16 protein-coding genes are annotated in these 12,943 nt (G+C 41.3%); 10 read left to right on the forward strand and 6 right to left on the reverse strand.

The window, feature by feature from the left end; genetic code table 11:
• Positions 1 to 8 precede the first annotated feature (8 nt).
• On the forward strand, positions 9 to 1,490 hold the full coding sequence (locus tag GC096_RS30530) for a copper amine oxidase N-terminal domain-containing protein (protein ID WP_171635587.1): 1,482 nt from the start codon (positions 9 to 11) through the stop codon (positions 1,488 to 1,490).
• A gap of 158 nt (positions 1,491 to 1,648) precedes the next feature.
• Here GC096_RS30530 and sda read toward each other — a convergent pair whose 3' ends face one another.
• Complete coding sequence (sda, locus tag GC096_RS30535; RefSeq protein WP_376769534.1) at positions 1,649 to 1,807, reverse strand: sporulation histidine kinase inhibitor Sda; 159 nt, start codon at positions 1,805 to 1,807, stop codon at positions 1,649 to 1,651.
• Between the two features lie 252 nt (positions 1,808 to 2,059).
• On the opposite strand from sda, the gene GC096_RS30540 reads away from it, so the two are divergent.
• The 9 genes from GC096_RS30540 to GC096_RS38925 all read left to right on the forward strand — a co-directional run bounded on the left by GC096_RS30540 (position 2,060) and on the right by GC096_RS38925 (position 8,620).
• Positions 2,060 to 2,245 carry an NUDIX domain-containing protein gene (locus GC096_RS30540; RefSeq protein ID WP_376769535.1) on the forward strand — a complete coding sequence of 62 codons (186 nt, stop codon included), beginning with the start codon at positions 2,060 to 2,062 and terminating at the stop codon, positions 2,243 to 2,245.
• Positions 2,246 to 2,873: 628 nt separating this feature from the next.
• On the forward strand, positions 2,874 to 3,023 hold the full coding sequence (locus GC096_RS30545; RefSeq protein WP_171635589.1) for a hypothetical protein: 150 nt from the start codon (positions 2,874 to 2,876) through the stop codon (positions 3,021 to 3,023).
• Positions 3,024 to 3,364: 341 nt separating this feature from the next.
• Positions 3,365 to 3,790 carry a hypothetical protein gene (locus GC096_RS30550; RefSeq protein ID WP_171635590.1) on the forward strand — a complete coding sequence of 142 codons (426 nt, stop codon included), beginning with the start codon at positions 3,365 to 3,367 and terminating at the stop codon, positions 3,788 to 3,790.
• The gene (locus tag GC096_RS30555) at positions 3,771 to 4,091 is read left to right on the forward strand and encodes an Imm32 family immunity protein (protein ID WP_171635592.1); all 321 of its coding nucleotides are present in this window, start codon (positions 3,771 to 3,773) and stop codon (positions 4,089 to 4,091) included. Before GC096_RS30550 ends, GC096_RS30555 begins: the two co-directional genes overlap by 20 nt.
• A gap of 56 nt (positions 4,092 to 4,147) precedes the next feature.
• Positions 4,148 to 4,378, forward strand: coding sequence for a DUF6199 family natural product biosynthesis protein (locus GC096_RS39705; RefSeq protein WP_512699183.1), 231 nt, complete (start codon positions 4,148 to 4,150; stop codon positions 4,376 to 4,378).
• A gap of 588 nt (positions 4,379 to 4,966) precedes the next feature.
• Entirely contained in the window at positions 4,967 to 5,509 is a 543-nt protein-coding gene (locus GC096_RS30560) for a reverse transcriptase domain-containing protein (RefSeq protein ID WP_312886374.1), read from the forward strand.
• 488 nt (positions 5,510 to 5,997) lie between these two features.
• A complete protein-coding gene (gene ltrA, locus GC096_RS30565; RefSeq protein WP_171635593.1) occupies positions 5,998 to 7,287 on the forward strand; it encodes a group II intron reverse transcriptase/maturase in 1,290 nt (429 codons plus the stop codon).
• 116 nt (positions 7,288 to 7,403) lie between these two features.
• Complete coding sequence (locus GC096_RS39395; protein WP_312886388.1) at positions 7,404 to 8,162, forward strand: reverse transcriptase domain-containing protein; 759 nt, start codon at positions 7,404 to 7,406, stop codon at positions 8,160 to 8,162.
• Positions 8,163 to 8,401: 239 nt separating this feature from the next.
• A complete protein-coding gene (locus GC096_RS38925) occupies positions 8,402 to 8,620 on the forward strand; it encodes an NUDIX domain-containing protein (RefSeq protein ID WP_246303060.1) in 219 nt (72 codons plus the stop codon).
• Positions 8,621 to 9,393: 773 nt separating this feature from the next.
• On the opposite strand, the gene GC096_RS30580 is transcribed toward GC096_RS38925, so the two are convergent.
• From GC096_RS30580 to GC096_RS30600, 5 genes are all read right to left on the reverse strand, one after another.
• The gene (locus GC096_RS30580) at positions 9,394 to 9,825 is read right to left on the reverse strand and encodes a hypothetical protein (protein ID WP_171635597.1); all 432 of its coding nucleotides are present in this window, start codon (positions 9,823 to 9,825) and stop codon (positions 9,394 to 9,396) included.
• A gap of 144 nt (positions 9,826 to 9,969) precedes the next feature.
• On the reverse strand, positions 9,970 to 10,389 hold the full coding sequence (locus GC096_RS30585; protein ID WP_171635599.1) for a hypothetical protein: 420 nt from the start codon (positions 10,387 to 10,389) through the stop codon (positions 9,970 to 9,972).
• Between the two features lie 70 nt (positions 10,390 to 10,459).
• Entirely contained in the window at positions 10,460 to 11,635 is a 1,176-nt protein-coding gene (locus tag GC096_RS30590) for a tyrosine-type recombinase/integrase (protein ID WP_171635601.1), read from the reverse strand.
• Positions 11,636 to 11,638: 3 nt separating this feature from the next.
• Positions 11,639 to 12,031: a hypothetical protein gene (locus tag GC096_RS30595; RefSeq protein WP_171635603.1), complete on the reverse strand. Its 393-nt coding sequence runs from the start codon at positions 12,029 to 12,031 to the stop codon at positions 11,639 to 11,641.
• Between the two features lie 2 nt (positions 12,032 to 12,033).
• Positions 12,034 to 12,624 carry an ImmA/IrrE family metallo-endopeptidase gene (locus GC096_RS30600; protein ID WP_171635610.1) on the reverse strand — a complete coding sequence of 197 codons (591 nt, stop codon included), beginning with the start codon at positions 12,622 to 12,624 and terminating at the stop codon, positions 12,034 to 12,036.
• Positions 12,625 to 12,943: the final 319 nt, after the last annotated feature.

Below are 12,943 nucleotides of genomic sequence, written 5' to 3' on the forward strand. Positions count from 1 at the left end.
GATAATATGTGTTGTATCGGGTATGTGTGATATTCGTGGCTTTTACAGCTATGCTGCTAAATTGTTATACCCTAACGAGCTATGCTAATGATGGGAAAAGATCGGTCGGTGTAAAGATTCAATTGACCATTAACGATGTTACGGCAGCAGTGAATGGGCAGAAAACGACGCTTTCAACACCGCCTGTGTTGTTAAATAATACGACAATGGTCCCTCTTCGTTTTATTGCAGATGCCTTGAAGGCAGATTTGACATGGAATACGGAGGACCAGTCCATCACTCTCAAGTATGCGGGGCATTCGATACAACTTTCCATTGATAACAGAATTGTTCGTATTGATAATCAGAGTAAGGCGCTAGAGCAGCCAGCAGTCATAATGAATAATACTACGCTAGTGCCATTGAGATTTATTGCAGAAAACTTGAATCAAACCGTTACTTTCAATGATGAAACGAAATCCATTATAATCACAACGCCTCATCCGAGAGCTGCGGAGATTCGTGTCGACAACTTAATGACGGCTTCGAATATGGGGTTTACCAATAATTTTTTTCTCGAACGACCCAATGTAAATGTGATCAGTATGGCATCCGATCAGCACAATCTGATCTACATTTTAGAGCGAAATGCAGCTTCCGAGATGAGTTTCATCCTTCGAGTCTATAATGAAGTAACAGGTGAAATGAAAGTGATGTACAGCGGTTTTGATCAGAGCTTTAATTTTGACTATAGGGATCCGAAGTTTGGAGAGCAGCATATTAACGCCAGCATTCTCTCGCCGCGCAAACTTGTATATGATTCTAAATTGGATATGCTTTATTTAATGGCTACCAGTAGTTTTTCTTCTGATACGAGTGTATCTACCGTCATATATGAGATTGCATCCAATGTTCGAATGATGACATATACAATCGGGAAAACGACTTATCATCCAGGTAACTTTATGGTGACGCCCGATGGTCAGCATTTTTACTTCAGCGATATTCTTCATGATCACATATATGCAGGCGAATCGGGTCAGCAAGCAAATGTATTCATGTCTTTCACTCCTGATAAGGAAAATGTGAAACTGGCAGCCATTATGAATGATGGTAAAATGTTTGTTCTAGATGTATCTAAGCAATCGATTTTTGAACTGGAGGAATCCGGAAATCTGAGGTTCGTAGCTCCCATAGACATAAAAGAAGAGATTCTGAGGGTATACGAGGATAACGAAACTTTCTATGTCGAAGGGCAACGACAGATTTGGGAAGTAAAGACAACGGGTGAAACCCAGCCTTATTTCGGTTTGAAAGATATTGCTGCTTATAACACCGGACTCTACCTCCCAAAAACCAATACGTACGACGCCAGTGCTTTTGCCAATATGGGGTTTTCGTTTGGAGGGATGCTATCATTTAACGTTTTTGCAATTAATCAACACGGAAATGTAGTGATGTATGACGGGTCGTATCATCTGCTGAGAAGGATCAATGTTTATAATCAGTAGGGTTAATTGCATTATAACAGAGCTTTTATTTAACTCGCCTGAGGGAGTATCCCTTGGGCTTTTTTTCAGCTATAACCCTGCTAGCAAAAAAAACTAGCAGGGCTTATTCTGGTGAAGGGTGAGATCCCATTCGCCCATCATTTTTTAACTAGATATTATTATTCTTTCTCTTCCTTTGATGGTCGTATAAAAGCAATGTCTCTGTTAATTAGCTCTTTTTCAAGTAATTCAATAAACTCTTCATTTAGATTCAATATAAGAGCATCTTTGTATGCCGAAAGTAAAGCGTCGTCACTCAGCTTCAAGTTGTATCTCAAATTTACATCTCCCTGTAGCGAATGGGATTTTACCCCTCACATTAGGTATTATGTACTATATGGAATATTTTAGGTTACATTATTCGACAAAAAGCATTAAATCATTTGAAATGAACAAAGTTTGAAGATTTGTGCTAGTGTTAGTGTCTTAGGGAAAGTCATTGTTGGAGGTCTAGATGAAAAAAGTTGCCGCGGCCTTAATAATGAAAGAAAACAAAATCCTTATTGCGCAACGGAAGTCTACCGACAAGCTTGCTGGCAAGTGGTAGTTTCCCTGGAGGGAAGCTAGAGGTTGGGGAAACTTTAGAAGAATGTTTGAAGCGTGAAATGGACGAGGAGTTTGGAATTGATAGATGGATATCTGTTAAAGAAATGAGTCAGTTTGATTTTGCTACTGCGGATGTACCATTCATTGAAAAATTGAAGAGCTTTATATAGAAGCTTTTTCTAATCATACGACAGCATAATAAACGGCATCCTGTATTTGCAGCAATATGTACCACCTGGTACTCCTAATCGTCGGTTTAACCCAAAGGCGAGCTTTCAAATTGATCTTAAGAAGGTGCCGGAAGATACGCTGGAACGCTTAGCCGAGGTGAATCGCAGCGTTGCTAGGTAAGGACATCAACAAGCCAAGGAGATTGCAGTACTTCTAGATGGTAGAACCGGAGCGCAGTTAGGTCGCGCAACCGGGACAATCAATCAGGCTAAGTTTAGTAGGGAAATGGACTTTGTGCTGCGGGAGGCGCCAAATGACTCCATTATCTTGACTTACAACCATCCTCAAGGGACAGAAACAATATAAAGGATGCTCGTAACCTGGCACTGTAATCATCGCTCTCTCAAATCGTTGCTGTTGGCCATGATGGTGGTATCAGTAGCATATCGACACTAGGTGAAACGGTAGACACTTTAGTATTTAATGAAGTCATGGCAACGATTTCAGTAAAGATAAACGGACAGTTAAAATCTTCGACTAAGTATGCTACAATGTCGGTATCAGAACAAAAGGCTTACTTTTCGGATGCTGTGATGTTGGCCGTTATTGAAGAATTGGGGTGGTTATATGGCGAAGACTTCGAAACATCAAGAGCAAGAGATTGGGGGATTTGACGAAACCTTTATGGATAACCTCAATCCCGAAGATCCGCACTTTGTTGAAAAGTTCATTGAAGCTGTTAAACGGCCGATTGAGGTTGTAAAAGACGAAAAATAGAGGCACTCACATTAAAGTGCTTATTTATTTGTCGCTCTTAAACCCTATGTATCCCAAATATAGTTTAAATATTTATTAATGCTGTTCAGATATGAAAATTTGAAAGAATTTTTGTTAACATTGAGGGGTTAATTGGTGATATGAGTGGCGGATAAAGTTCTCTTAAAAGAAGCTTGGACAAAACAACCATTCGGAATTATTGGCTATGAAATATTGAATGAGGATCAGATATTCGTTGAATATGCTAATAAGTATGGATTTAGGGTGGCAGTTCGTGATTTAAAGATTGATCGGTCGGAATGGGATAGATTAATCAAGCTCTTGAGAAGTAGATGAAGTAAATGAGCAAAAGTGTTGGTTCAATCTTTGATGAGAGTGACTGGGATTCCGTTAGCTTCTCAAAAGATCCAATTATGTTTGAATCCTCAAGCGGGTATGTTCATAACCGCTTTATCATGAGTCAGTTTTTCTTTTGGGTGAAATCGACATTATATAATATCAGAACCATTTTTAGGATTACTGAATTTTCAGGAGTCCTTTTTCTGTTGCCCTGCCATATGGCCTTAAACTGGGTATTCATTCACAGGTGGATCGAGATTGTAGGCATCCATATCTTGTGGGTAATTTTTTTATTGGCTCTGTTAAAACTCGATGTTGATTATAAAAAAACTATGGTCAGCTCTGTTCAACGAACCTTTGTGGAAAATGATACAATGGGGTTACATTCGTATACAGGAGTTGAAGAACATGGATTTTGTAGTGGTTAATTTAAATAATGATGAGGACACTCCCGAGTTTCCAAACAAAGATAACGTAGGACATGTTGAAATTTTAGAAAATAATCGAGTGATGATCACTTTAAGTAAAAATGGATTAATTGGTTTTGCACAGGAATTACTAAGACTGGCTTATAATGATTATAAAAGCAGTTATCATGTACACGTCGATCCAAGCGAAAAAGGATATCTTTCCCAAGCAATGGGCTTTTTCTCAATGCCCAATAGTGATGAGTTAATAATTTCTTGCGGAGATTTTGAACCGATTGACTCATATCTAAAAGAAAAGTAATCAAGGAAGGTAACTTCTAAAATTAGCTAGGGTGCTAATTTTCGCTGGAGGAACGTATGATAGCTCTTTGCATTCTAGTAATTACTGCTGGTATATTTTCAATTTTCTTTCCGAAGTACTCTTCAATCTTTTTCAGTTATAATTTCAATACAAAACAATTTGAAAACAAGTATAGAACACGAAGTAAAACAGTTTTAATGTGGAGAAGAATAAACGGGGGTATTTTTGTTATTGTGGGTTTATTTTTTCTTCTTGGTTCTTGCGCAGCTGATTACAACCTCCGATAAGAATGAGGCCATACATCAAATATCTTTTTAGGATTCCTGAATTTTCAGGAGTCCTTTTTCTGTTTTGCGTGCCCAGAGGCACGCATTATCTAGTTGGTGTAAGTCCAACCAAAGGAGGGACCAAGCCACCTTTGTAGCTAGGATGCTTGCGTATGGCGAAATCTGTGCGGAAAAGCGCATCGACAAAAGTACTTGTCAGAGACAGGGCGAGCAACATACCAGGCCGTAACATGAAGTGAATCCTGCCGCATCGTCAAAAAGGCCTCGCAAGAGGGAAAAGAGGAAGCCGAGTCCTGCAACGTTAGACGAAGGCCATGGAAGCTGTGGAGAACTTGGAACAACAGTGAGGAATCCTCCGGTGTAGAGGGATCGGCATGGTATGAAAGATAATGCAGTGAACTGGGGAGACCCTCCCCTGCACGAAAAAAAAACTCGTAGGGAGACGCTCTATAAGCCCGAAAAGCGAAGTGAGTCGTCTGCAGGAAGGGAGTCCGAGGGGCTCATAGTACCAAAGAACCGAAGGACAACATAACCTTCGGGAGGGAAGGAGCCCTGCTTTGTTTATGCTTTTTAAGGAGGTACGAGTGAGTGAATGCCGATCGGCTAACGACACCAAAGGAAAAAGTTCAACAACTCCAAGAAAAGCTAGGTCATGCAGCCAAGGAAAACAAGAAACGTAAGTTCCACGCATTGTACGACAAGGTTCACAGATGGGATGTTCTATGCGAAGCATGGAAAAGAGTGCGTGCTAACAAAGGCGCGGCTGGCATTGATGCTATTACTCTTGCGGACATCGAAAAGCAAGGCGAGATTTCTTTCATAAAGGAATGTCAGCGTGAACTGCAAGAAGGCACATACCATCCCGATCCAGTGAGACGCCATTACATTCCTAAAAAGGATGGTAAGCAAAGACCGCTCGGAATTCCGACAGTTCGAGACCGAGTCGTACAAATGGCAACAAAACTAATGGTTGAACCCATTTTCGAAGCAGATTTCCATGAAACATCCTTCGGATTCCGCCCGAAACGTGGTGCTAAAGGAGCATTAGAGCGTATCCGGAAAGCCTGCAACCGCAAAGGAAATTGGGTAGTCGACGTCGATATCCAAGGCTACTTCGGTGCGCCTAGGTAAGCTGGGTGCTTTCAGTGGGTGTAATTCCCACCCAGGCAAAGGGAAAAGCCGCCCTACCTGGAATCGAGTCTTGAACACGTAAAGGTAACGATACGGGTTAAGCGTAGACAGAGCGACGTCCAGGCCGTAACGCAAGTGAAGCGATAGAGCCTCGTGAGATATCCGGGGGCCGACAAGGTCGAAAACTTGGAAGGCTATAGTAGATTTCCGTAAAAGGGCGAGGAAATCGGAGACCCCGGCGGGGTCTGAGAGCACGGCATGGCGGAAAAGGAAGCACAACGGAACTAGGGAGATCCACCGCGATCTTCATAGAAAAAAAATGGAGTACGCCGACTAAAAGGACCATCCATAGGGAAGCGGAAGTCGCGGTGGAAGTCGGACCTGCTGGTAGTACTCGGAGCGTGGGAAAGCCACGTACAGGGGGAAGCGGCAGGACAGAGTAAGCTCTTAACAGCGAAACATATCCCACACACAGAGGTGGACAATGTATGTCAACAAAACTGGCTAAGATAACAGAGAAGGCTCGGCAAGATAAGAAGATCCGGTTCACATCACTTGCGCATCTCATCACGCCTGAATTTCTACAAGAAACGTGGGGATTGATGAATCGCAAAGGTGCGAGCGGGATAGATGGAGAAACAATGGCTCAATTTGAAGCGAATCTGAAAGAGAGAACGGAGGATCTCTGGTCAGGGCTCAGACATAATCGCTACAAGGCTCCACCTGTAAGGCGAGTGGATATCCCAAAAGGAAATGGGAAGACACGTCCGCTGGGTATTCCTACAGTGGAAGACAGATTGGTGCAACGAGCAGTAGCGAGAGTAGTCGAAGCGATCTTCGAGCAGGATTTTCTGGAAATCTCTTATGGATTTCGTCCGGGACGAAACCCGCACATGGCACTGAAGGCGCTCAGATCGTGCATTGTAACCAAGAAGGTAAGACATGTGTTCGAAGCGGATATCCGGGGCTACTTCAATCATATTAATCATGAATGGTTGATGAAGATGGTTGAACATCGGGTCGCTGATCCTGTTATCCTACATCTCATTGGAAAATGGCTGCGAGCAGGAGTTATGCAACACGGAGTAGTCACACGGAATGAGGAAGGAACGCCACAAGGCGGCCCAATTAGTCCGCTACTTGCAAACATCTATTTGCATTACGTACTGGATTTATGGTTTGAGAAACGGTGCAAGAGATGTTTTCAAGGAGAAGCCTACTTGATTCGATTTGCTGATGATTACGTGGTGTGTTTCGAATACAAACGTGATGCGGAGAACTTTCAGACGCTGCTAAATGAACGGATGAAACAATTCGGTCTTGAACTAGCAGAAGAAAAGACTCGGCTTATGATCTTTGGACGATTTGCAAGAGAGCGAAAAGCGGAATACGGAGAAGATCCGGAGACCTTCGATTTTCTGGGCTTTAAGCATGTCTGCGGAGTTGGACAAAAAGGCGAATTCGCGCTTGTACGAATACCAAGTGTGAAGAGCTGCCGGAAATTCACGGACCGCGTCAGAACTTGGCTGAGAGCGCATAGCCATTGGAAACGGCGAGATCAGCAGAAACAACTGACGATGATGCTTCGAGGATTCTACCAGTACTTTTCGCTCTACCATTGCGACTACAAACTGCATAGCCTTAAAAGACAAATTGAACGTCAATGGATCCGGTCCCTTCGAAGGAGAAGCCAAAGACATCGTCTATACTGGTCCTACTTGAGAAGTAGAGATTGGTTCAGGCTTCCGGAGCCTAAGTTACTCCATCCAACCATCTAACGAGCTAACCTGTGAACGACTCTGGGGAGCCCGATGCGGGAAATCCGCACGTCGGGTTCTGATTGGGGCTGACGGTACAAAGGTGAAACCTAAGGCCGTCTTCTACCAACCACAACATTAACCAAGAGAAACTAATGAAACTGGTGCAAATGCGCATCAATGACAGGCGGATATTGAAGTTAATTAGGAAGTGGCTTGGGGCGGGAGTGATGGAAGAAGGGACAGTAAGACGCTCGGACTTAGGCACACCTCAAGGTGGCGTCATCTCGCCGTTACTGGCGAATATCTATTTAAACTACTATGACCAAATGTGGGAGAAACATGGGAAGGGTGTAGGTGAGTTAACACGGTACGCGGACGATATGGTTGTCGTCTGCAAAACAAAGAAAGAAGCAGATCATGCGTACAAGCTCATTTGTACGATTATGGAGCGACTAGAACTTACCTTACATCCAACCAAAACTCGCATTGTGGGATTGTGGACAGGAGAAGAAGGATTCGACTTTCTGGGCATGCACCACCGAAAAACAAAAGCAGAAACATCCCAAGGTAACGTGTATTTTACCACACAACAGTGGCTAACTAAAAAGGCGGAAGAACGCATACGAGAAATGGTCAAAGAAAGACTTGCACCACCAAGCTCACGTTCCCGATCCTTTGAAGAACAGGTAGAATGGCTTAATCCTAAAATTCAAGGGTGGAGAAACTACTATTACACGAACTACAGCCAGCGGAGATTAGCGAAGATGGACTGGTATATTCTGCAGAGGTTGACTCGATGGTACGCTAAGAAAAGACAACGCAGAAATTGGATGGGTTCATTTCAAGAGGTTAAGTATATTGCCAAACAAATTGGACTTAAAACGTTATTGTAAATTCCGCATGCTCATGAACGACGAACATCGGAAAGCCGTATGAGGGAAAACCTCACGTACGGTTTGATGAGGAGGGGCTGAAATGTTTCAGCCCTTTACTCTAGCCCTACCATATGGCCTTAAACTGTGTATTCAATTCACCGGAAACAACCAGAGAAAAGCGAGGTAGAGATAAATTGATTGGTTGAAAGCTCAAGGGCTCTCGGATAAACAAATCGCTGCAATTGTTGGAGGCCTAGATGAAAAAAGTTACCGCGGCTTTATTAATGAAAGAAAATAAAATTCTAATTGAGCAACGTAAGTCTACGGATAAGCTTGCCGGCAAGTGGGAGTTTCCAGGAGGGAAGCAAGAGGACGGGGAAACATTAGAAGAATGCTTGAGGCGTGAGATGAACGAAGAGTTTGGAATTGGAAGTGAGTGTTGGAGAGTTCTTTGGAGAAAGTACCTTTCATTATGAGGCAGGTACTATTGTACTCTATGCATTCTGGTGCACATGGGCTTCAGGTGAATTGGTTGCAGCAGATCATGACGATTAAAGATGGTATCTGTTGAAGAAATGAGTCAGTTTGATTTTGCTCCTGCGGATGTACCTTTCATCATTAACCTAGTCAGTTTGAGTTACGGGCACCAAATGTGAGCTAAAAGGAATATCCTCAGACTTTTTTAATTTATAATAGAAGCTAAAAAAGCCCGAAAGAGAATCCACTCTTGGGCTTTTTTCGTTAATTTAATGTAGATTTAGATCGATTATATTTCACTTGGTACCCTACTGGTACCTTGATCATTAAAAAAACACTAACTGTACTATAGGGAATTAGTTACTGTTACACATAATAACCCCTTATAGAATAAGGGTTTCCGAAAACTGTCCTATAAAATAATAACGGCGACTGCTTGCGCAGCCGCCTCATGGGAGAAGAGAGAAAGTGCTTTTGATCGGGCCTGTTATAGTCCGAAAAAGCCTTGATATATAAGGGTTTTCAACTTTTCGATAGTAATTAATTTGATGCGGTTGGGGACGGTTTGAAGAATTTCGTCCCCAATCCGTCCCCAACTTTTTGGTGTTTCAAAACTGTACTAATCGTATGCACGACAGTAACCTTGAACGAGAAAATAAAATCCTGGCCTGCCTTGGTTTTATTGAACTATCGTTTTCTGAGGGAGCTCAATAGCAGTATCTATATTTAAATTACACAGCTCATGTCTCATTAACGAATATTCCTTTTAAACTTAATCATTTCTTTGAATAAGTCCACCAATTTTTAGCCACACATCATTACCTGAAATTCTTACAGTGATTCTATGGTATTTCTTTTTGCTATCTAACTGAACTACTTTTAGGATGTTGTCTGATGATACTTCATAACCTTTTTTCCTTAAATAATCAGCTACGATCGGATGGACTTGTTTTCCTTTATTCACCCTATGGTGAGCACTACCATCTTTATTAACAGATAACACTTCATTTCCATTCTTATCATTAATATGAACGTGATACTGCCCTTTCGGTCCTGGTTTATGAAAATCAGCTTCTAACAAGGTCCCAGGTATGGGTTTAGTAAAGACTGCAAAAAGGAATAGACCATCATCGTGCTGTTCTAAGAAATTAGTAAATTCGTCGTTGTCTTCATCAAAATATAAATGAATAGTGTGAGTTGCCAAGTGCTGTAGCTCCTTTAGAATTTGAAATTTCTAAACTCATAATGTAGTTGCAGCTGCGGTTAATCTATCATACAAGCTGAGCGCTACCGCGGGGGGGCAATATTTCCCTGTCTACAACTGTTTTTAAATCTAAACACTTAGATACTAGACGGCACTGGATTTCATTCTTCTTAATGCAATCTTAGCACCTATAACAGCCACTGGAATATTTAAAATGAGCAAGATGATAATATACCAGATAGGATAGGAAGTAGGTCCAACAAGCGGATTAAAAATAAATAGCTCGAAGAACAAAGCAAGAATAACGGCATTTTTTATTTTTGATGCCTTGGCAATTCTGGCCGTAACGTAACCACCAAGCCAACTTAAAAGTAAAGTAACTAGAAGTACAATTAAAAGGTAAAAGGAATTTGAATAAATCAAACCAGGTGCATCATGAACATTGCTAGGAATTGCTTTAATAAGAATAAAAACAAAAATGAACCGACAGACCATTGAACCGATCTGTTCAACGAGAAAGCCTAAGAATAACGAAAGTATACTAATTCCTTTAAAGATCCTCATTTATTTCCCCCTCAATGATAACCAAACCATTCAGTTGTATGTATTCTACATCTCACATTTATTTCCTTTATCAGTTGAGGGGAGTACTAGGATCAGTAAAGAATGAATCAAACTTACTCGCCGCGGCTTGATCTGCAGATTGAATAGCGTGTCCGTATACGTTCATGGTTGTAGAAATATTAGAGTGACCAAGACGGTTAGAAATGATCTTAGCATGGACGCCTTGGTTGATGAGAAGGGTAGCAGAAGTATGACGGAGGTCATGGAATCGAATATATTTCATCTGGGGATACTTTCTAATAAATCTGCGCCACATGTCTCCTGGAGTTTTAGTATAGAAGGGTTTACCATTCCAACTGCTGAAAACAAAGAAGTGTGCACCGGCTGCCCACTTTTCTTCGAGGGCATCTCGATCCGTCTTACTTTGATTATAAAAACCTGTGAGTTCTTGAATTACAAAGCTTGGAATCGAGACTTTGCGTATTGAGTTTTTGGTTTTCGGCTCCTTGATGATGGGTTGTCCATCTTTAAACATAGGTATGGATTGTTTGACATCGATTATGCCGGTTTCTAAATCAACATGCTTCCATTCAAGCCCCAGGAGCTCTCCGCAGCGAAGGCCTGTTGTCAGAGCCAATAGGATTAAAACTCTAAATAATGGCTTTTCACTCGAAAGGGCCTGGATTAACCATCGAACTTCTTCATCATTATAGACATCCATTTCTTTGGATTTCTCTTTAGGTTTGGTGACCCCTTTAACGGGATTGTCTTTAATTACTTTCCAATCCACTGCTTTTGAAAAAATGCTGCGTATTACACGGTAATTATAAACGATCGTTGAAGAGGAGAGAGTTCCTTCACCGATAATGCGATTTTCAGTATGCAGCTTTTCTAAGTAATCAATGATATGCATTGTCTTGATCTTATTCATATGCAATTTTCCGAAATAGGGGAGAATGCGTTTATTTACGTGATAAAGATAATTTACAATTGTTTTTGCTTCTAGATTCTTTTCGACGAACTTGGTTTTCCATTCTTGGACAAATGCTTCAAAGGTTTGTTTTTCGGGGGAAATGTACTCACCAACTTCAAATTCAATTTGAAACTTAGCAAGTTCTGCTTTTGCTTCTTTCAACGTAGAGACTTTTACGGTCCTAGATCTTTTAATGCGATTACCTAATGAATCGTAGCCTGCTTCGATAACCAAACGAAATGCATTTTTCCCTCGCTTCTCGATACTTGGCATGTCCTACCTCCATTTATAAAAAGGTTTTACATCCATCTGCATGATTTCTTCTATATCAGCCATTTGAATAATGAATTGCTCTATGTCACTATATTCAAAATGTAGCCCCTCTTGGTATTTCAACTTCTCCAATCGACGTACAACACTATGTATATCGATTCCAAACTGATTAGGACGCTCTGGATGCTTTGTCAGGTCTTCGAAATGAATAGAAACGCCTATAGAATCATCTGCGTAGTCCTCGGCAGCCTTGGGCCGAAATGGAGCTTCTAAAGGTATGTACAGAAAATTTTTATGCCAGGCAATGTTTCCTGGGCCAAATGAGATATTTAACTTGTCCGGTACCGGATGGAAATCCTCGGGGTGCTCCGAATAAAAAACAGATATCTTCGCCATGCTTATGCTCCTTCAAGTTGTTTGGGACCCAGTTCTGCCATCACACGCCTTACGTGGTCATCATCTATGACGATCTTTGTATTTCGACGGCGAATCAGTTCTTCTTCGTATTGAGCTGTTTGAACTCGATTTTGAATTTGTTCTAGTCGATGCTGCACAAACCGTTCTGTTAAGCAAAACTCTTCAGCTATTACCTTTACAAGTAATGAAGGGGAGACTGATTTAAACTCCTCAAGTAAGTATGAAGGCATGGCTGCGTAATGTTGAAAGTTTTTAGCTTGTATTTCCTGCAGCTCAATAAACGATTTAGGCATGATTTCTTGTTGACCAACATGCTGCAGGGGATGGCATAGTTCATGAAAGAAGATTTCACGTCTTTGTTTTTCATTTAGATAGGCATTAAGGAAAATGAAGGAGTATTCGTCTTCTTTCCATTCGGCAAATGAGGGCCCGGCATAGGTTCGGATTTCTACATCAAAGATGGATGAAATTAGGTCTAAGTCCATATCTGATGCATACTCGATACCGATACTTCGGTACTCTTTTTCAAGCCATTTTTCTAGTTCAGTAGGTCTATAAAGTGATAAATTCATAAGCTACCTCCAATAGTCTGATAGTAGCATAAAGAATCATAAATAGGAATATATGTTCGTAATTTTGGTGCGCCATTTGGCTAGTACCTGGTTAGCGGAAAAGGAAATTTCCACCTTAGACGATACGAAGAGTTCGGTATACAATGTGAGTCTGAAGGAGAAGATTGATACAACAACCACATAGTGTATATTTTTGGTAGTTTGAACTCTACTTCGGGAGCAAGTAAGTGAATACATACCGCGTATAAAAAGCAGGAAATAGGAAACGATTGTGGAATTTTTATAAATGATTACAACAAAGATAACAACAAAATGTGTA

Origin of the sequence: Paenibacillus plantarum (genome assembly GCF_013141695.1) — a bacterium.
Classification (GTDB): domain Bacteria; phylum Bacillota; class Bacilli; order Paenibacillales; family NBRC-103111; genus Paenibacillus_E; species Paenibacillus_E plantarum.

Excerpts from the sequence above, each read along its gene's own strand:
- GC096_RS30545 (WP_171635589.1), top strand. The coding sequence starts at position 2,874 with ATGGCGAAGACTTCGAAACATCAAGAGCAAGAGATTGGGGGATTTGAC.
- GC096_RS30550 (WP_171635590.1), top strand. The coding sequence starts at position 3,365 with ATGAGCAAAAGTGTTGGTTCAATCTTTGATGAGAGTGACTGGGATTCC.
- GC096_RS30555 (WP_171635592.1), top strand. The coding sequence starts at position 3,771 with ATGGATTTTGTAGTGGTTAATTTAAATAATGATGAGGACACTCCCGAG.
- GC096_RS39705 (WP_512699183.1), top strand. The coding sequence starts at position 4,148 with ATGATAGCTCTTTGCATTCTAGTAATTACTGCTGGTATATTTTCAATT.
- ltrA (WP_171635593.1), top strand. The coding sequence starts at position 5,998 with ATGTCAACAAAACTGGCTAAGATAACAGAGAAGGCTCGGCAAGATAAG.
- GC096_RS38925 (WP_246303060.1), top strand. The coding sequence starts at position 8,402 with ATGAAAAAAGTTACCGCGGCTTTATTAATGAAAGAAAATAAAATTCTA.
- GC096_RS30585 (WP_171635599.1), bottom strand. The coding sequence starts at position 10,389 with ATGAGGATCTTTAAAGGAATTAGTATACTTTCGTTATTCTTAGGCTTT.
- GC096_RS30590 (WP_171635601.1), bottom strand. The coding sequence starts at position 11,635 with ATGCCAAGTATCGAGAAGCGAGGGAAAAATGCATTTCGTTTGGTTATC.
- GC096_RS30595 (WP_171635603.1), bottom strand. The coding sequence starts at position 12,031 with ATGGCGAAGATATCTGTTTTTTATTCGGAGCACCCCGAGGATTTCCAT.
- GC096_RS30600 (WP_171635610.1), bottom strand. The coding sequence starts at position 12,624 with ATGAATTTATCACTTTATAGACCTACTGAACTAGAAAAATGGCTTGAA.